We start from the raw sequence: 17,022 nt of genomic DNA, 5'->3' as shown, positions 1-17,022 counted from the left end.
TCGTGCTAAAATGGATAAGCAAGCTATAGGAACGTTTGTTGTTAAAGGAGAATGTATATGGAATACGTGTTATTCATCCTGCTCGCCTATGTAATCGGTTCGATACCTTCTGCCTTGATTGTCGGCAAAGTAGGCTACAATATAGATGTTAGAGAGCACGGAAGCGGTAATCTTGGTGCAACGAACACATTCCGGATACTCGGTAAGAAAGCTGGAATAATCGTTTTGATTGCGGATATCTTAAAAGGAACAATTGCAACCATCCTGCCTGTTCTTTTCGGATTCGACTTATATCTGCTGATCATCGGTCTTGGAGCAGTCATCGGGCACGTTTATCCTATATTCGCCCGGTTCAAAGGCGGTAAGGCTGTCGCGACTTCAGCTGGAATCATCTTAGGTGTCAATGCCTTGCTGTTTGCCATCATTATTGCAAGTTTTGTCATCGTGCTGCTCATCAGCAAATATGTATCTCTTGCTTCCATGACAGCTGGCGTTGTAGGCGTTATCGTCTCGCTCTTTATCGCACAGGATATCGTGCTGACTATCGTTCTCGGATTACTGGCAATATTCATCCTCTATAAGCATAGACAGAATATCGTCCGGATTATCAGACGTGAAGAACCGAAAGCGTCCTTCCTCGTGAAAAACAATTCCAGGTAAGCGGGATTGTTTTTTTCATTTCCCCGGGATTTACTCGGTTCAGACAATTGAATTACGGGCTTACCATCGGGTATACTTTAAGCTAGTCCATGCGACTTTGAAAGGAGTACAATTATGCAGCACCTACACACACCAACTAAAAAACAGCTGCCATCCAAGGCAGAACGTCATAAATTGTTTGGCTCCGTAGCTCCAGGCAAAAAGACGAAACCAGAAAATAAAGCCGATATGGCTGACTTACAAAATACGAAAAAGAACTTTCTTTTCCATATAGATGCAGTTGGCATTGCGAAAGTTAAACATCCGATCCAAGTGATCAGCAATACACGTCCGGCTATGCAGACTACGATCGGAACGTTCGAATTCACTTCCAGCATCCAGCAGGATAGCAAAGGTACAAATATGAGCCGGTTCACTGAACAGCTGGATTTGTATCATAAAAATGGATTCACTGTTTCTGTGAAAAGCCTGCAGCTATTCGTTGCAGAGCTTGCAGACCGCTTGAAACAAGAAGATGCACGTGTGAAAGTAACATTTCCGTGGTTCTTTGAGCGAAGCGGCCCTGCTTCCGGCATGACAGGATTAAATCACGCGGATGCAACGCTGGAAGTTGCTTACGACAAACAAACTGGCTTCCGCACGACAGCTAAACTTTCCGGCACAGTAACAACACTATGCCCTTGCTCGAAAGAAATCAGCGAATACAGCGCACATAACCAGCGTGGTATTGTTTCAATGGAAGTACAGCTCACAGATACGTTCGATGAAGATGTTCGCGACTGGAAGGAAGACTTGCTCGAAGCTGCCGAAAGCAATGCTAGTGCCCGTATTCACCCAGTCCTGAAGCGTCCGGATGAGAAGATGGTTACGGAGACAGCTTATGAAAACCCGCGCTTTGTCGAGGATATGGTCCGTCTGGTTGCAGCTGATTTGTATGAGCTTGATTACGTGGAGAAATTCACTGTATCCTGCAGCAACGAAGAATCCATCCATTTGCATGACGCTGTAGCTACATTGAGCTACGACAAACGCGACGAAGAGGAGTAAGTATATGGACAAGGTATTTTTAGCCTTGATCCGTTTCTACCGCCGATTCATCAGCCCTGTAACACCGCCATCCTGCCGTTTTTATCCGACCTGCTCGCAATACGGACTGGAGGCAATCAAGCGGTATGGCGCGTGGAAAGGCGGCTGGCTAACTATTAAGCGAATCGCTAAATGCCAGCCTTTTCATCGGGGCGGATTTGACCCTGTACCCGGTACCACATGTGAGCACCATCATGAAAAAAAGCAGTAATCCTTTTTGGATTACTGCTTTTTAATTGGTAAGAGCTGAAATCTCTCCAGCTGCTCCCATTGCTGTTCGGCTTGAAGTATACGAAGCTGATAATCCCCGATCAGATCGAAATGAAGCAGGTCTTCATGCTCGTCAATCCAAGCTTCCTGCAAGCCATACTGCGCTCCCCAATCTATCAGCTTCTGCCGGTCGGCACAGCCTGCCTTTGTCACTGTCTTTGCTTCAGGAAATCGCGCGTCCAGCCAATAGTGGGTCAAAAAAGCAATCTCCCCTTGGCGGACACGTTCCTTCCATACTTTCAATTCATTACGCCTGATCCCAAATGCCATCGTTATGCTTCCAAAGCTTTCGAATAAGCAGCATGCCATTCCGGCAGAGAGCGACGAATGGACACCGGGCGGAAGGTTTCCTTTTTCACTACTGTATGAGTCGACGTTCCGGAAACACAAAGCTTACCGTCTTCATTTTTGATTTCATAGCGATACATCGTCCGAATACCATCATAAGATTGTAGCCATGTTTCCACAATCGGCTTTTCTCCGTACCGTACAGGATAATGGAAATTCAATTTCGCATCCACAACTGGGGAAAGAAAGCCGTCATCCTCCATCGCCGCATAGCGTAATCCCAATGTTTCAATAAAGTCGGTCCGGCCTATCTCAAACCAAACAAGATAATTCACGTGATACACAACACCCATTTGGTCGGTTTCGCCGTATCTTACATTTATTTCTGATGTTGATTTCTTCATAAAGCACTTCTCCTAACCATTTCCCAAGCATTTTCTATATCTTTCTTCTCCAGCACATCCATTTCCGTCTGCTCTTGGGCTTCCACAAGTCGAAGTGACTGGAACTGGATTGCTTCGTCCAAGAGATTCGTAACGAATCTGGCATTCCCCGCTACTGTTACAGCAGCGAGACGATCCTTCAGGAAGGCTTCCGCTTCTTCTGACAGGGTATACGCATAATTTCCCATTGCATGCTTAAAGATTGCAACAAGCTCTTCGCTATTGTAATCAGGGAAAATGAAATACTTCTTAAAACGCGAAGCAAGGCCGGGATTGCTGTCGATAAACTGCTTCATTTCCTGCTGATACCCTGCAAGGACGACAACCAAGTTTTCATTATGTTTGGTCATCTCATCTACAAGCGTGTCGATTGCTTCTTTACCGAAATCTTGTGATCCACGGAACAAGCTATACGCTTCATCGATGAATAGCACACCGCCAAGCGCATCACGGATGACTGCTTTCGTCTTTGCAGCAGTCTGGCCAACATAACCTGCTACTAAATCACTTCGTGAAGCAACAACCAAATGTCCCCGCTTCAACAATCCGCGCTCTTTTAGGATATCAGCATAGATTTTCGCAATCGTCGTCTTTCCCGTTCCGGGGTTACCGGTAAAAACAGCATGCAGCTGAATCGGAACTGCAGGAGCTCCTTTATTCTTCCGCGCCTGCTGAACTTGTACAAAGGAAGATAATTTTTTCACTTCTTCCTTTATCGACTGCAGCCCGATCAGCTGTTCAAGCTGCTGTAATGGCTCTGACTCATCCTCGTTCTGTTTTGGATCTTTCACATCTTGTGCTGAGAGCGTCATGTGATCAATCCAGGAATCCGTCGTGAGTTTACGATCTGCTCCTTTTTGGAAAATGATCCGCAGCACAATATCCCGAACGGTCCGGGCATTTCCGAATGTATCATCCACACGTGCTTGTTCGATATTATCCTTCACAAGACGCAGTGCTTCTTCCGTAAAGAAGAAATCGTTCGCAAGTGCTGTATTCTCTGCAATCTGCAGCAGTTCCTCGGTCTCGAAGTCCGGAAGCTCGATATAATTCTGATCCGGTATCCTGCTGCGAAGGCCAGGATTGGCAAACAGAAATTGACGTGTCTCTTCTGGATAACCAGCAAGAATAACTGCGAATTTGCCGCCATATTCACTGCTAGTCATACTAGAGACAAGCGTGTCAATTACTGCTTGTCCATAATCATTTCCGCTCTGCCCTTCCCGTTTCAAGCTGTACGCTTCATCTATGAATAGCACGCCGCCGATAGCCTGACGCACATAATTTGTCGTGTTTTCCTCACTCTGGCCAAGATACGAACCAACCAAATGCGAGCGGTTCACTTCGACAACATGATCAGACTCTAACAGACCAAGCTGATGATACAGCTTCGCCAGCAGACGAGCTATGGTCGTTTTACCTGTTCCGGGATTGCCTGTGATGACCATATTGAGACCTGGCTCATCTACCATCTGGAATCCGAATTGCTTTCTTTCCTGTTGATAACGGAGATAATGGTAATAGTCGTGAATATACGTCTTCACATCCTGCAGTCCGATCAGTTGATCAAGCACTTCAAGCGGTCGGCTCTCGCTTGCCTGGCTCAAAACAGCAGGCAGCGCATCCTTTACAGCTGTAAGTGATTTTAATAGTTGCAGAACTGTTGCGTTCATCGCTGTAACAGGCGAACCCGTTTTCCTATTTTCAATCGTTTCGATTGTCTGTTCCAGCAGGACAAGTAAATCCTCCAACTCCTCATAAGAACGGTTGTATGCCGATGCTATTTTGCTGGCACCATCTATTCTTCGAGGATATGCCTGCATTGCATCTGTCAGCTGGCTGTGTAAGGATTGAGATTTCTTCATTTTTGCAGGATCGAAATCCGTTTCCCTAACCGACCATACTGGCAAATCCGTGTTCATCAGCGCTTGGTAGTATTGATTCACTTGTGCGAATTGGTCGATTTCCATAACGATTGGGTGAGTCCGTTCAGAAGCAGCGAGCAGCTGTCTGCTGATTGGATCCTGTTTATGCACGCGCATGATCCGGTAAAAAGCTATAATCCGATATAAGCCCTGTTTTAAGGCCTCTTCCCCAGCATCAAGTTCTGATGCCATACGTAACGCCTCTATCTCGGATAGAGGCGGTGAGATGTCCATTGAACTCCATGCAATTACTTGTTCGGTCAGGGTTTTCTCTGTCTGTGTCACAAGTATGCCCCCTTTTCTATCATCATTTTAGCATACTACAGCCAGACAGGTGAACTGGAGGGATTTTATTTAACCCATTCCTTCAGCTGTTCCTTTGATACGGGTCCAGGGATGACCCGCTGCTTACCTTTTTTGTCTACAATGATAGTGAAAGGTACTGCTATTTGCCGAAATTGATGGGCCACAATACCGTCCTTATCCAGATAAACTGGTACTTGGAGCGCACTTTTTTCCACAAAGGCTTTCACTTGTTTGACGCTTCGCTCACTCTTTGTAGCATTAATGCTGTATACACTCACTTTTTTACCCGCTGAAGCGTGAAAATCCTCCAGTTCCGATAAATCAGACAAACATGTGTCGCACCAGGTTGCCCAATACATGATCACTACAGGCTTCCCATCCGAATCTTCGATCAGGGCTTCTACCGAATCCAATTCCACTGTCTCCGCTTTTACTAGCGACGGAAAGATGAACAGCATAAGGCATAAGAGGAGTAATCCTCGCTTCATAAATATTCCCCCTTCGCCGTTTATTTTGGGCTAAAGAGGACCAAACTAACCAAAAAAAAGAAGCAGCCGGATCGGCTGCTTCTCCAAAGTTCTTATGCATGCTGCAGTTTGTTGCGTAATACCATGTTCAAGATACCGCCGTGACGGTAATAATCAATTTCCACTTCACTGTCGAAACGGGCTACTGCTTCGAATTCGGTTACTTTGCCGTCTTCAGCAGTTGCTTTTACTTTGACAATATCACGCGGAGAAACATTTTCATCAATTGAAACGTCGATGCTTTCACGGCCAGTCAAGCCAAGTGAATCTGCACTCTCGCCAGGCTGGAACTGCAATGGCAGCACACCCATCATGACAAGGTTGGAACGGTGGATCCGTTCGAAGCTCTGTGCGATGACAGTTTTGATACCAAGCAAGTTTGTACCTTTTGCTGCCCAGTCACGAGAGCTTCCCATACCGTAGTCTTCCCCAGCAAAGATAGCCAGTCCAGTTTGATCAGCTTGATATTTCATTGCTGCATCATAGATTGGCATTACTTCATCTGTCGGCCAGTAAGTTGTGTAACCGCCCTCTGTACCTGGTGCCAGCTGGTTGCGGATACGAATATTTGCAAATGTACCGCGCATCATTACCTCGTGGTTACCGCGACGGGAACCGTAGGAGTTGAACTCGCGAGGTGTGACACCTTTATCTTGCAAGTATTTACCTGCTGGCATATCCTTCGCAATCGCACCAGCTGGAGAAATGTGATCCGTTGTTACAGAGTCGCCAAACTTCCCGATTACGCGCAAACCTTGTAAAGGCTGCACTGTGCCGCTTCCTCCAGAGATGTTCTCGAAGAAAGTAGGGTTTTGGATGTAAGTTGAATCTGCATCCCATTTGTAAAGCGGTTCTTCTGTTGTAGCGATTTCATTCCATTTCGCATTGGAATTAAAAACATCCTCATACTCCTTACGGAAGATTTCCGGTGTAACAACTTCAGCAACTGCATCCCGGATTTCTTTATGAGAAGGCCATAGATCTTTGAAATAAACTGCGTTTCCGTCTTTATCCGTTCCGATTGGGTCGTTATCCAAGTCGATATCCACTGTACCTGCAAGTGCATAAGCCACAACTAGCGGCGGTGAAGCCAGATAGTTTGCTCGTACAAGCGGGTGGATACGGCCTTCGAAGTTACGGTTACCAGAAAGTACGGATGCAACCGTCAAATCGCTTGAAGAAATTGCTTCTTCTATTTCAGGAGATAACGGTCCAGAGTTACCGATACATGTCGTACAGCCATACCCTACTAGCGTAAAGCCTAATTGATCAAGATAAGGTGTCAGACCTGCATCATCCAAGTAACGTGTTACTACTTTCGAACCTGGTGCAAGGGATGTTTTCACATACGCTGGCACAGTCAGTCCTTTTTCAACCGCATTCTTTGCGAGAATCCCTGCTCCAAGCATTACGTACGGGTTCGAAGTATTTGTACAGGAAGTGATCGCAGCAATTGCGACAGCACCTGTTTTCATTGTGGATGTCTTGCCATCCGGATGGTGTACATCAACTGACTTATCGAATTCACTCTTATCAAGTCCGAATCCTTGGTTGCCAGATGGTGCAGTGATTGAATCAACGAATGATTTCTGCATGCCGGAAAGCGGAATCAAATCCTGCGGACGCTTCGGACCAGATAGGTTCGGCTCCAATGCAGAAAGGTCTATTTCCACCAATTCCGTATACTCGGGATCGCGCGTATCCGGAGTGTACCAGAAGTTGTTTTCCTTCGCATACTTCTCAACCAAGTCGATTTGTTCCTGGCTTCTGCCTGTCAGATGCATGTAGTTCAGTGTTTCTTCGTCAATTGGGAAGAAACCGCATGTTGCTCCGTATTCCGGCGCCATGTTCGAGATTGTTGCACGGTCAGCAAGCGGCATATCCGCAAGTCCCGGACCGAAGAATTCCACGAATTTTCCGACTACGCTCTTCTGACGAAGTACTTGTGTCACCTTAAGCGCCAAGTCGGTTGCAGTGGACCCAGCTGGCATCGTACCAACGAATTTCACTCCGATTACATCTGGAGCCGGGAAGTAAGATGGTTGTCCAAGCATGCTTGCTTCAGCTTCGATACCGCCGACGCCCCAGCCAAGGACACCCAGTCCATTGATCATCGTCGTATGGGAATCGGTACCAACCAATGTATCAGGATAAGCAGTATACGAACCGTCTGCATCCTCGTTAGCATGGACAACATTCGCTAAGTATTCCAGGTTTACCTGGTGGACGATACCGGTTGCTGGCGGAACAGCACGGTAGTTATCGAATGCTTTCTGCGCCCAATTTAAAAATTCATAACGTTCTTTGTTTCGCTCAAATTCCAATTCCATGTTCACTTTCAGCGCATCCTGCGTGCCATACTTGTCAACCTGTACAGAGTGGTCAATAACAAGATCCACCGGGATTTCCGGATTGATCCGATCTGCATCTCCTCCAAGATCGACCATCGCTTTCCTAAGAGAAGCGAGATCCACGACTGCCGGTACACCGGTAAAGTCCTGCAGGATAACACGGGAAGGCTTGAATGGTACATCGGTGATGTTCCCATTCCCCCAGTTTGCTAAACCTTCTACATGCTCGTCCTTGATTGCAAAGCCATCATGCTGACGGATCAGCGATTCAAGCAGTACACGGATAGAGAATGGCAACCGGGAGACTGTTCCGAGCCCTTTCTCTTCAAGCGCTTTCAATTGATAGTAATTGTACGTCTTTCCGTTTAATTCAAACTGTTTCTTTGCGTTGTATGAATTATTTCCCACCATCGTATGAACAAACCCCCTTGTGAATTAGCCTGCTCTATCACAATCTTATGATAGAACAGCACGAGCTAACATCGATTTGCACTTTTTATTCTAAATGAAAACGATTCATAAGTAAATTAATTAAGAGCAAAAAACACGCGTAAAATAGGGAAAACTAGCGCATTTTGCGCTGCACCTATAGATTTTGATAACGCTCGCATAAGGGGTTCTGTACAAGGAATAATAGCTACTATGGAGGTGAAAAAATGGGAGATCAGAAAGGGAAACAACGCAAACACCCAGAAAAGGTGAATGAGCCTCTAAGCGGGTCAAAGAAGGTAAAAAACAAAAATCATAGCAGGCAGAAACATAATAGTCATCACGACATGTAAAAGAAACATGGCCTCTTATAAAAGAGGCCATGTATAAATATTATAAGCTAATTGGCAGGGACACCCTGAAGGTACTCCCCTTCGTTTCATTACGAAGGATATCAAGTGCACCGTTATGCTTGTCCAGTATTTGCGTACAAATCATCAAACCAAGTCCCGTCCCTTCTTTCTTTGTCGTAAAGAAAGGCTCCTTGAGCTTGGCAAGCACCTCATCCGGAATACCAGGTCCCTCATCCACTACGTCCACTATACAGTCTCTGTCCACTTGACGCTGACGAATATCAATCTTGCCGCCGTGCGGCATTTCTTCAAGCGCATTCTTTATAAGATTGATAAAGAGCTGCTTGATTTGAGATCGGTCACATAGCAGTCTGCTGTTTTCCCCTTTTTCAAAACTTATCTGGACATTTTGCAGACGAGCTTGGGAATAAAGCAATGTGATGACATCCTGCAGCATTTCATGAATCGTTTCCGATTCTTTGTTTTCTGCTACCGGCTTTGAAATGAATAGAAGCTCTGATGTGATTGTTTCGATTTTCTCTATTTCATCAACCATGATCTTGTAATATTCTTCTTTGCGGCTGATTCCGGCCTGAATAAGCTGGAGGAATCCTTTGAGACTAGTCAGCGGATTACGAATCTCGTGTGCAATTCCAGCCGCAAGCTGTCCAGCTACACTCATCTTCTCAGAGCGGAACATCATCTCTTCTATTTCTTTCTTATCGGACACATCCTTAGCCACGCCAATATAATAAGGTACACCCTGATTTTCTGTCAAAGAGATACTCGCTTCCATCCAAATATGCTTGCCGCGGTTATCCAGTACAGTCAGATGAAACCGCTGCGGCCATTCTGTTGTCGTCTCGAACCTATTCCGCAGGACAGGCACGTCACATGAATCCAAATATGCTAAAGAAGATGTACCGACCACTTCTTCCGGCAAATAGCCAAGCAGCCTTGTAATCGAAGAAGAAGTATAGTGAATCATTCCTTCGTAGTCACAGACGAAAACTATATCAAATCCGTTTTGATCGATCCATTGCAGCATCGGTGCGGGAAGTTCAGCCAAAGAATGTGGAACAAAGCCTGTCGGATTAAATGAAGCCGCTTCTTTCTTTTTCTCTGTCTTATAGTCGTCTTCGTTCAAGCTCCTTCGCCCCCTTTTATGTGACCTTATTCGTGCATCTATGTATGTATAAGTCCTTTTGTTAAGTATGTTACTACAATTATAGAAAAAACAAAACGTCCATACCACGATTTTCCTAAAACTTGTATAGACAAAACAAATATATGAAAAAAGACCTTCTTACTGGAAGAAAGTCTTTTGCCAACCATCAGGTGATTTGTAAGCGTCTTTCGAGCCGTTTGTACTTCCAAAGCATCGCAATCCGCCAAGAGACGATCATACCGAACGCCAGCAGGAAAAATACCCCACCCATCTCTCCGATTTCAATTGTCTGGCCTATCGCGACCTTCAACAATACCCGAACAAATACAAGTCCGACAATGATTACCGCGAATGCTTTCGAAGGCTTCAGAAATATCTTCTCATCCCGCACTTCAAAATTGGAAGTCAAAATTAAAAGACTGGAGAAAATGATCCCGGCTCCAAGCGAGAACCAGACCTCCCACCACGGCACACGAAACACCGGGAAAAGAAACATTAGTGCACCGGTGCTCATGAATAACGGCGGCAGGATGATTTTCTTCGCCGTTACCGGTCTTGCAGCTGCCCGCATCCGGACCATTGCAACTGCAAGGCCCATACATGCAACCAGGATGGTACTGATGATAACAGGTAATGTCATACTCTTACCTTCTTTCAATTCATTTCTTTAATTGAGAATGCGTTCAACCGTCTCTATAACCCTCGTATCCTCAAAAGGCTTCGTAATGAAGTCCTTCGCGCCAAGCTCGATCGCTTGCATAACAATGCGCTGCTGCCCCATGGCAGAACACATGATCACCTTTGCATTTGGATCCTGCGTGATAATCTCTTTTAAAGCTGCAAGCCCATCCATATGCGGCATTGTAATATCCATAAAGACGATATCAGGCTCTGTTTTCAGAAATTGAGACACAGCCTCGTGTCCATCTGCTGCTTCTCCGGCAATTTCATAATTATTTTCAGTAAGTAGGCCACGCAATGTTTTCCGCATGAATTTTGCATCATCTACTATTAGTATCTTTGCCACTTGCATTCTCCTCACTGCTTGAACGATCTTGTGCGATTGACAGGATGATCGTCAGAGCTATACCAACAACAGTAAGATATACCCCTAGATCAAAAAACGTCGCTGTAGCCAATTCCAGCTCCCCTAAAACAGGCAAGTGGATATATGTAAACGTATGGCTCAGGAATGGCTGTCCAAATAGGAATGATCCTGCACTAGTCAGGATGGCGATAAGCACACCTGTTACTGTCAAAACACGATAGTTGATCGGCAAGATCTTGCTGACCGCCTTGAGGCCATATGCCATATACATGAGCACTAAAGCAGCAGCAGTCCCAAGTCCACCAATGAATCCTCCACCCGGAGAATTATGGCCTGCAAAGAACAGATAGACCGAAAATCCGAGCAACAAGAAAGATATGAGCACGGTTGTTGTTTTGAAAATAAGATTATTCGGCGAAAATTCCACATTCGACACCCTTTCCCTACATATTTTAAACTACTTCTCTCTTTTTTTCACGATTTAAAAACCGTAAAAAGAGAAAAAACTGGCTAGATAGGAAGTAATCTTTGTCGTTAGATCGAATAAAAGCAGAATGCCTATCAGAATCAGGAAATATCCACTTATTTCATACAGTATTTTTCCGGTTCTTTTTAATCGTTGCAGTCGAGATCCGAAGAACCCCCAAATGAAGAAAGGAATGCTGAAGCCCAGTACATAAGCTGCCATAAGAGGGACAGCCCCGAACGGCTGCAAGGCAGCGCTTGTCATGATTCCTGCAAGTATAGGGCCTGTACAAGGTGTCCACCCCATCGCGAAGGAAAGTCCGATCAGGAACGAACCAGCATATCCAGGCGGCCTGTTTTTAAAACGCAGCAAAGTTTTGGATGACTGCCACTTTCCTCCTAGCAGCCCTATCTGCACTGCACCAAGCAGAATCAGCATGATCCCTCCGATGACTCGTATGTAGGATTGGTATGTAAAAAGCCATCCAGATAGCGCTAGTGCGCTGTAGCCAAGCAGTAAAAAGATTGTTGAAAAGCCAATCAGGAAGAAGATTGTATGCTGAAGCCATCCGTTTTTATATGTTCTTTTATCAGGTGAACCTGGAATGACACCAGCCAGATAAGAAAGAAATGCCGGATAAAGAGGAAGTACACATGGTGAAAGAAAGGAAAGGAACCCAGCCGTTACAGCCAGCAGTATTGTTACCTCCATACGAATTCCTCCTGTTAAAAACTTATAAGCAAAAGGAATCCCCAAAAGGGATTCCTTTCTTTAGTTATTCTCCACTATAGCACAGTTCAGGACATCCCAACAGTTTGGGCATTATGATCCTCAATCACATTATTATTAACATAGCGATGGAAGAACCATTCTCCGATACCAATTACGACCGCGGAGATCAGAGATGCCATCACAACATTATCATCAGGATTCAATAATGCTTCCCCTAACAACCAAAGAACGATGAAAGTCAATATTGCGTCACTAACTGTCGCAATTGCGTTCCGCTTTGTAAAATCACCGTCAGGCTTACTTCGGTCACCAGCTCTGCTTAAAATGAGTAAGTCACCAATCACATATGCCGCAATTGTCAAAACGACACTCATTAGCAGCGTATCGCTGAATTCCGTATCGAACATAAGGGTGAAAACAATCCATAAAACAGCTAAAATCATGATGAATTTGATCACAAGTGCTTTCACATGTTTCATTTCTTATCTCTCCTTTTTTTATTCAAATACCATTATCGCTGCAGATTCAAACCTATTTGTCTGCATTAAGAGTGTTGCCAGATTCATACATTTCATACCTTTGGTCTTCATTAAAGGCCATTCTATCTACCCCTAAGGATGACAGCACGTTTTCACGAAATGCTAAATCGCTTTTTGAAGTATGCAAAGCTATATGTAAATATTATCTTACTTTTTGGTCATTTCATTCAGGACTCTAGGTTCTTTCTTAATTGAGATAATGCTTTATTTACCAATTGCCGCCGAATTGATACGAATCAAAAGCTGATTAATCGCATGATAATCCGGCCTCTCAGGAAGTGTGGAATGCTCTGCTGCTCTCTTAAGATCACTGTCTAGTAGCTCTATAAGCTCTACAGCTTCACCAAAAGTGTATGCACCCTTCCTACAGTCGAGCAAGAAGCTGCGATTTGGTCTAAAGGTGCTAAAATCGCCTGTCTCTAATATCTCAATAGCACTTGTCAGTAACCTGACGCTATGCATAAAGAACTTCGTGTCATATCCATAAAGGTCTATCAAGTCCTGTCTGCCTGATCTGCTGACATTTCTTTGTTTTAACTTCTGAATTTGAGAATTAGCATACCCTCCGAACTTCTTTTGTATTGCTTTAGAAAGGAATAGATGCCGGTTATCAATTAGCTGCTGCCCTAGTTCTGTTATTTTTAAGTACTGATCTTTGTTCAAAAACAAAATTTCTATGTTATTTGGTACACCTATCATTGCGTCCTTAACGAACTTCGTAATATGAATAATATTGATATCTACATCGTCTTTCGTATTTTTGAAATTCTTGCCGCCGCTGCTGTTATATTCGTTGAATGATTCCAATCCTAAGAAGTAATTTACTGGCGGAATGCAGATACCTTTGTAGTCTTTATCCGAGTCTTCCGTATTCGTTCCATAAGCATAGCTGCCTGTTGGAGCCATTATAATGGTTCTTTCTTCAAGCCAATCATAATCAATGGATCGCATCTCTTTACCACTCCCCTTCAGTTAGTGTTATCAAGAAATGTATATTAAAAACTTATGATTTTTCAACTGCTCATCCTGGTCCGCGTTAAATATATTATTTAACACAACCATATAAAACAGGATATGAACAAATCAAAAAAACCACTTTTCCTGCTAAATCTCTCAGCAGAAAAAGTGGTTCCTGGATTCAATTAACTATTACCAGCAATCAAATCCCTTGTTTGCAATGCCAAATCGCCAACTTAAAACGTCAAAGCTATATAGAAATAATTGCTTATTTACCCTGTTGGTTATTCATTGCGCGCATCATTTGGTTGATTTTCTTTTGTGATGGTTTTTGACCCATTTGCATCATCATTGTACGAAGCATCTGTTCATTAATTGGCGGGTTTTTCTTAAGATAGTTCATCATGTATCTTCTGGCGATGAAAAATCCAAGCGCAACGCCGATAATCAATGCAGCCAGTGCTATAAGTACGACCCAGATCGGACTCATATTGGCTTCCTCCTTCAAAATATCTCTAATCTAGTATAGACAATCAAAAGGAAGAATACAATAGATGAACCCGTGATTGCAGGTCATTTTTTATGATAGGCGCAATCCATCCGCAGTTGTTGGCTGCTGGCTCAATAATAAAGAAGGAAGAATCAAAGTGGCGGAGCTCTGAAAAGACAGTCTCTTCGGCCGTCGTCAAGGAATCGCATACCACTCGGAGATAGTGCTGATCTGTCTCGATATAGACACCATCATCCTGAAGAAGCGCTTGCTGAAGTGACGCTCCGGGAGGAAAATCATAAGTGATATAATCCAGCTGCTCTTGCACATATGCAGTATTCTCCACTTGACTGGAGAGGAAAAAGCGATAGAGGATATCCGATTTATAAAAATAGCGGAAATAAATCTCGTGTTTCACCCAATAGACGAAGTATTCTTTCACAAGCTTGTCCCTCCTTCTCCTTTGAAAGAATAGTATACGCTAGGAACAATGCTTAATCCCTCGGAACTTGTAGCAAAGAGACACGAAGTTAAAAAGGTTTACTCGAATTTTGTCATAAAAGAAAAAGACCGGCCCAATATTTACGGCCGGTCTTTCCTATTAATCCAAAATGGATTTCACTTTTTCAACTACATTCTCAACAGTAAAGCCGAATGCTTCAATCAATTTATCTCCGTTGCCAGAGGCACCAAAAGTATTAATACCGATTACTTTGCCTTCATCACCGACATATCTTTCCCAGCCTAGCGGTGAAGCCATTTCGATACCAACACGTTTCTTCACTGCTGGAGGAAGGACGCTATCCTTGTAAGACTGCTCCTGAAGCTCGAAACGATCCCAAGAAGGCATGCTGACTACTGACGCCTCGATGTTCTGTTCACGAAGTGCTTCTTGTGCACGTACAGCCAACTGAACTTCTGAACCAGTTGCAAGAAGCAATACATCAGCTGTTTCCTTCTGGGCAGGGCTTACAACGTACGCACCCTTCTTCACTCCTTCATACGCAGCTTGCTGCGTGGATGGAAGTGTTGGAAGATCTTGACGAGTCAAAACAAGCGCCGTTGGAACCTTATCTGATTCAAGTGCCAGTCTCCATGCAGCCTGTGTTTCGTTACCGTCTGCAGGACGGACAACACTCAAGCCAGGCATTGCGCGCAAGGATGGCAGCTGTTCGATTGGTTCATGTGTTGGACCATCTTCACCGACTGCAATAGAATCATGTGTCAATACGTATGTCACAGGTGTTCCCATCAATGCAGACAGACGGATAGCTGGACGCAAGTAATCGCTGAAGACGAAGAATGTACCACCGTACACTTTCAATCCACCATGAAGTGCCATACCGTTCAGTGCAGCACCCATTGCGAATTCGCGTACACCGAACCAGATATTGCGTCCGCTGTAGTTGGCTTTGGAGAAATTCTCTTCTTTTGCAAGCAATGTTTTATTCGAACCTGCAAGGTCAGCACTTCCACCGAACAAGCTAGGCACTGCATCAGCGATTGCGTTCAATACTTTACCAGAAGCAGAACGAGTGGCAGTCTTGTCTTTGCCCTCTTCATATGTTGGAAGCGTATCTGCCCAACCTTCTGGCAATTCACCTTTGATTGCAGTAGTCAGTTCTTTTGCAAGCTCAGGGTGCGCTTCCTCATACTTTGCAAATAACTCATTCCAAGCCTTTTCTGCTTCTGCGCCTTTTTTGATGACTTTCTCTTCGAAATCACCATAAACCTCTTCCGGAACGTGGAATTCTTCATGCTCCCACTTGTAATATTCCTTCGTAAGCTTCACTTCATCAACACCTAGTGGTGAACCATGGGAAGCGCTTTTTGCTGATTTGTTCGGAGAACCATATCCAATAACTGTTTTCACTTCGATCAAAGTTGGCTGTGTTGTATTCGCTTTTGCTTCTTTGATTGCCTCACGAATTGCATCTACATTTCTGCCTTCTTCGACACGGATAACTTGCCAGCCATAAGCTTTGAAGCGATCCTCTACGTTTTCAGAAAAGCTGTGGTGAAGATCACCATCGAGAGAAATATCATTGGAATCATACAGCACGATCAGCTTGTCCAAGCCAAGGTGGCCTGCAAGTGAAGCTGTTTCATGCGAAATACCTTCCATTAAGTCGCCATCACCACAAATTGCATATGTGTAGTGATCTACAACAGGGAAGCCATCTTTATTATACTTCGCTGCAAGATGCGCCTCTGCCATTGCCATACCAGTAGCCATCGCGATACCTTGTCCAAGCGGACCAGTAGTTGCTTCAACACCATCTGTATGATGGACTTCCGGATGTCCTGGTGTACGTGATCCGTACTGGCGGAAGGATTTCAAATCATCAATGGATACTTTGTATCCAGACAAATGCAAGAGGGAATACAATAACATGGAACCATGTCCAGCAGACAATACGAAACGGTCCCGGTTGAACCAATGGGAATTCTTCGGATTGTGAGCCATGAAATCGGTGAAAAGCGTATAAGCCATCGGCGCTGCACCCATCGGCATACCTGGGTGGCCGGAATTCGCTGCTTCGATTGCATCGATTGATAACGTACGAATTGTATTAATGGAAAGCAATTCTGTAGTCTGAACCATGTAAACATCCCTTTCATCTAGCAAATTATGTACTCTTGTTCATCCTATACAAAAATCTTCCGATAAACAAGGATTTATATATAGAAAAAGAAGGGAAAGGCTGTACATAGAGTCAGCCATCCCTTCTTATTCCTCTTCACGTAATTTTTTTACTTTTTCTGGTGTTACGTCATTGCCTTCACGATCCATAACTGTCATCGACTTGAACTGGTTTTTGAATGAAGAACGTACATTTCCCAGATATTCCTGTCTTAGTTCCTTTTGCTCTTTCTGTTCGCTAAGGCTGAGTCCTTCTGCCTTTGCTTTATTTGCTAACGCATTGAGGCGTGCTAATTTGTCTTTATTTAACATGTGTATATGCTCCTTTAAGCATTAAAGT

20 protein-coding genes are annotated in these 17,022 nt (G+C 44.3%); 4 read left to right on the top strand and 16 right to left on the bottom strand.

From position 1 onward, the window contains the following. The first annotated feature begins 57 nt into the window (after positions 1–57). From plsY to yidD, 3 genes are all read left to right on the top strand, one after another. Positions 58–660 (top strand): glycerol-3-phosphate 1-O-acyltransferase PlsY, encoded by a 603-nt coding sequence (gene plsY / locus ABXS78_RS08440; protein WP_095223228.1) that lies wholly within the window; start codon positions 58–60, stop codon positions 658–660. Positions 661–774: 114 nt separating this feature from the next. Beyond that, the gene (gene folE2 / locus ABXS78_RS08435) at positions 775–1,707 is read left to right on the top strand and encodes a GTP cyclohydrolase FolE2 (protein ID WP_366249677.1); all 933 of its coding nucleotides are present in this window, start codon (positions 775–777) and stop codon (positions 1,705–1,707) included. Between the two features lie 4 nt (positions 1,708–1,711). Further along, the gene (gene yidD, locus ABXS78_RS08430) at positions 1,712–1,957 is read left to right on the top strand and encodes a membrane protein insertion efficiency factor YidD (protein ID WP_038560509.1); all 246 of its coding nucleotides are present in this window, start codon (positions 1,712–1,714) and stop codon (positions 1,955–1,957) included. A gap of 11 nt (positions 1,958–1,968) precedes the next feature. Here the strand turns inward: yidD and ABXS78_RS08425 are convergent, their stop codons facing one another. From ABXS78_RS08425 to acnA, 5 genes are all read right to left on the bottom strand, one after another. Then, entirely contained in the window at positions 1,969–2,286 is a 318-nt protein-coding gene (locus tag ABXS78_RS08425; protein WP_366249676.1) for a hypothetical protein, read from the bottom strand. Positions 2,287–2,288: 2 nt separating this feature from the next. Further along, positions 2,289–2,708 (bottom strand): thioesterase family protein, encoded by a 420-nt coding sequence (locus ABXS78_RS08420; protein ID WP_095223225.1) that lies wholly within the window; start codon positions 2,706–2,708, stop codon positions 2,289–2,291. Then, positions 2,705–4,957, bottom strand: a complete 2,253-nt coding sequence (locus ABXS78_RS08415) for an AAA family ATPase (protein WP_366249675.1) — start codon at positions 4,955–4,957, stop codon at positions 2,705–2,707. The genes ABXS78_RS08420 and ABXS78_RS08415 overlap by 4 nt, the downstream gene beginning before the upstream one ends. Before the next feature lie 65 nt (positions 4,958–5,022). Then, a complete protein-coding gene (locus ABXS78_RS08410; RefSeq protein WP_366249674.1) occupies positions 5,023–5,466 on the bottom strand; it encodes a TlpA disulfide reductase family protein in 444 nt (147 codons plus the stop codon). 92 nt (positions 5,467–5,558) lie between these two features. Next, positions 5,559–8,267 carry an aconitate hydratase AcnA gene (acnA, locus tag ABXS78_RS08405; protein ID WP_366249673.1) on the bottom strand — a complete coding sequence of 903 codons (2,709 nt, stop codon included), beginning with the start codon at positions 8,265–8,267 and terminating at the stop codon, positions 5,559–5,561. 245 nt (positions 8,268–8,512) lie between these two features. On the opposite strand from acnA, the gene ABXS78_RS08400 reads away from it, so the two are divergent. Beyond that, positions 8,513–8,638 (top strand): small acid-soluble spore protein P, encoded by a 126-nt coding sequence (locus tag ABXS78_RS08400; protein ID WP_095217759.1) that lies wholly within the window; start codon positions 8,513–8,515, stop codon positions 8,636–8,638. Between the two features lie 40 nt (positions 8,639–8,678). Here ABXS78_RS08400 and ABXS78_RS08395 read toward each other — a convergent pair whose 3' ends face one another. The 11 genes from ABXS78_RS08395 to ABXS78_RS08345 form a co-directional block, all read right to left on the bottom strand. After that, the gene (locus ABXS78_RS08395) at positions 8,679–9,785 is read right to left on the bottom strand and encodes an ATP-binding protein (protein ID WP_366249672.1); all 1,107 of its coding nucleotides are present in this window, start codon (positions 9,783–9,785) and stop codon (positions 8,679–8,681) included. Positions 9,786–9,972: 187 nt separating this feature from the next. After that, complete coding sequence (locus tag ABXS78_RS08390) at positions 9,973–10,446, bottom strand: cytochrome c biogenesis protein CcdC (protein ID WP_095223222.1); 474 nt, start codon at positions 10,444–10,446, stop codon at positions 9,973–9,975. Positions 10,447–10,473: 27 nt separating this feature from the next. Then, the gene (locus tag ABXS78_RS08385; protein WP_366249671.1) at positions 10,474–10,839 is read right to left on the bottom strand and encodes a response regulator; all 366 of its coding nucleotides are present in this window, start codon (positions 10,837–10,839) and stop codon (positions 10,474–10,476) included. Then, positions 10,808–11,281: a Na(+)/H(+) antiporter subunit B gene (locus ABXS78_RS08380; RefSeq protein ID WP_366249670.1), complete on the bottom strand. Its 474-nt coding sequence runs from the start codon at positions 11,279–11,281 to the stop codon at positions 10,808–10,810. The genes ABXS78_RS08385 and ABXS78_RS08380 overlap by 32 nt, the downstream gene beginning before the upstream one ends. 54 nt (positions 11,282–11,335) lie before the next feature. Next, entirely contained in the window at positions 11,336–12,031 is a 696-nt protein-coding gene (locus ABXS78_RS08375; RefSeq protein WP_366249669.1) for a cytochrome c biogenesis CcdA family protein, read from the bottom strand. Between the two features lie 86 nt (positions 12,032–12,117). Beyond that, positions 12,118–12,531, bottom strand: a complete 414-nt coding sequence (locus ABXS78_RS08370; protein ID WP_366249668.1) for a YndM family protein — start codon at positions 12,529–12,531, stop codon at positions 12,118–12,120. A gap of 264 nt (positions 12,532–12,795) precedes the next feature. Further along, on the bottom strand, positions 12,796–13,542 hold the full coding sequence (locus ABXS78_RS08365; RefSeq protein WP_366249667.1) for a nucleotidyltransferase domain-containing protein: 747 nt from the start codon (positions 13,540–13,542) through the stop codon (positions 12,796–12,798). Between the two features lie 274 nt (positions 13,543–13,816). Further along, the gene (locus ABXS78_RS08360) at positions 13,817–14,038 is read right to left on the bottom strand and encodes a YneF family protein (RefSeq protein ID WP_095223217.1); all 222 of its coding nucleotides are present in this window, start codon (positions 14,036–14,038) and stop codon (positions 13,817–13,819) included. A 43-nt stretch (positions 14,039–14,081) separates the two neighbouring features. After that, positions 14,082–14,480 carry a sporulation inhibitor of replication protein SirA gene (sirA, locus tag ABXS78_RS08355; RefSeq protein ID WP_366249666.1) on the bottom strand — a complete coding sequence of 133 codons (399 nt, stop codon included), beginning with the start codon at positions 14,478–14,480 and terminating at the stop codon, positions 14,082–14,084. Positions 14,481–14,639: 159 nt separating this feature from the next. Further along, positions 14,640–16,643, bottom strand: a complete 2,004-nt coding sequence (tkt, locus tag ABXS78_RS08350; RefSeq protein ID WP_366249665.1) for a transketolase — start codon at positions 16,641–16,643, stop codon at positions 14,640–14,642. 126 nt (positions 16,644–16,769) lie between these two features. Continuing rightward, positions 16,770–16,994, bottom strand: coding sequence for a DUF896 domain-containing protein (locus tag ABXS78_RS08345; RefSeq protein ID WP_366249664.1), 225 nt, complete (start codon positions 16,992–16,994; stop codon positions 16,770–16,772). Positions 16,995–17,022: the final 28 nt, after the last annotated feature.

This window comes from Terribacillus aidingensis (genome assembly GCF_040703035.1).
Classification (GTDB): domain Bacteria; phylum Bacillota; class Bacilli; order Bacillales; family Amphibacillaceae; genus Terribacillus.
The sequence above is the reverse complement of the archived record's forward strand: the minus strand, read 5'-3'. Positions and strand labels throughout refer to the sequence as shown.

Coding starts and splice junctions, on each gene's coding strand:
- plsY (WP_095223228.1), top strand. CDS start 58: ATGGAATACGTGTTATTCATCCTGCTCGCCTATGTAATCGGTTCGATA.
- folE2 (WP_366249677.1), top strand. CDS start 775: ATGCAGCACCTACACACACCAACTAAAAAACAGCTGCCATCCAAGGCA.
- yidD (WP_038560509.1), top strand. CDS start 1,712: ATGGACAAGGTATTTTTAGCCTTGATCCGTTTCTACCGCCGATTCATC.
- ABXS78_RS08425 (WP_366249676.1), bottom strand. CDS start 2,286: ATGGCATTTGGGATCAGGCGTAATGAATTGAAAGTATGGAAGGAACGT.
- ABXS78_RS08420 (WP_095223225.1), bottom strand. CDS start 2,708: ATGAAGAAATCAACATCAGAAATAAATGTAAGATACGGCGAAACCGAC.
- ABXS78_RS08410 (WP_366249674.1), bottom strand. CDS start 5,466: ATGAAGCGAGGATTACTCCTCTTATGCCTTATGCTGTTCATCTTTCCG.
- acnA (WP_366249673.1), bottom strand. CDS start 8,267: ATGGTGGGAAATAATTCATACAACGCAAAGAAACAGTTTGAATTAAAC.
- ABXS78_RS08400 (WP_095217759.1), top strand. CDS start 8,513: ATGGGAGATCAGAAAGGGAAACAACGCAAACACCCAGAAAAGGTGAAT.
- ABXS78_RS08390 (WP_095223222.1), bottom strand. CDS start 10,446: ATGACATTACCTGTTATCATCAGTACCATCCTGGTTGCATGTATGGGC.
- ABXS78_RS08385 (WP_366249671.1), bottom strand. CDS start 10,839: ATGCAAGTGGCAAAGATACTAATAGTAGATGATGCAAAATTCATGCGG.
- ABXS78_RS08375 (WP_366249669.1), bottom strand. CDS start 12,031: ATGGAGGTAACAATACTGCTGGCTGTAACGGCTGGGTTCCTTTCCTTT.
- ABXS78_RS08370 (WP_366249668.1), bottom strand. CDS start 12,531: ATGAAACATGTGAAAGCACTTGTGATCAAATTCATCATGATTTTAGCT.
- ABXS78_RS08365 (WP_366249667.1), bottom strand. CDS start 13,542: ATGCGATCCATTGATTATGATTGGCTTGAAGAAAGAACCATTATAATG.
- ABXS78_RS08360 (WP_095223217.1), bottom strand. CDS start 14,038: ATGAGTCCGATCTGGGTCGTACTTATAGCACTGGCTGCATTGATTATC.
- tkt (WP_366249665.1), bottom strand. CDS start 16,643: ATGGTTCAGACTACAGAATTGCTTTCCATTAATACAATTCGTACGTTA.
- ABXS78_RS08345 (WP_366249664.1), bottom strand. CDS start 16,994: ATGTTAAATAAAGACAAATTAGCACGCCTCAATGCGTTAGCAAATAAA.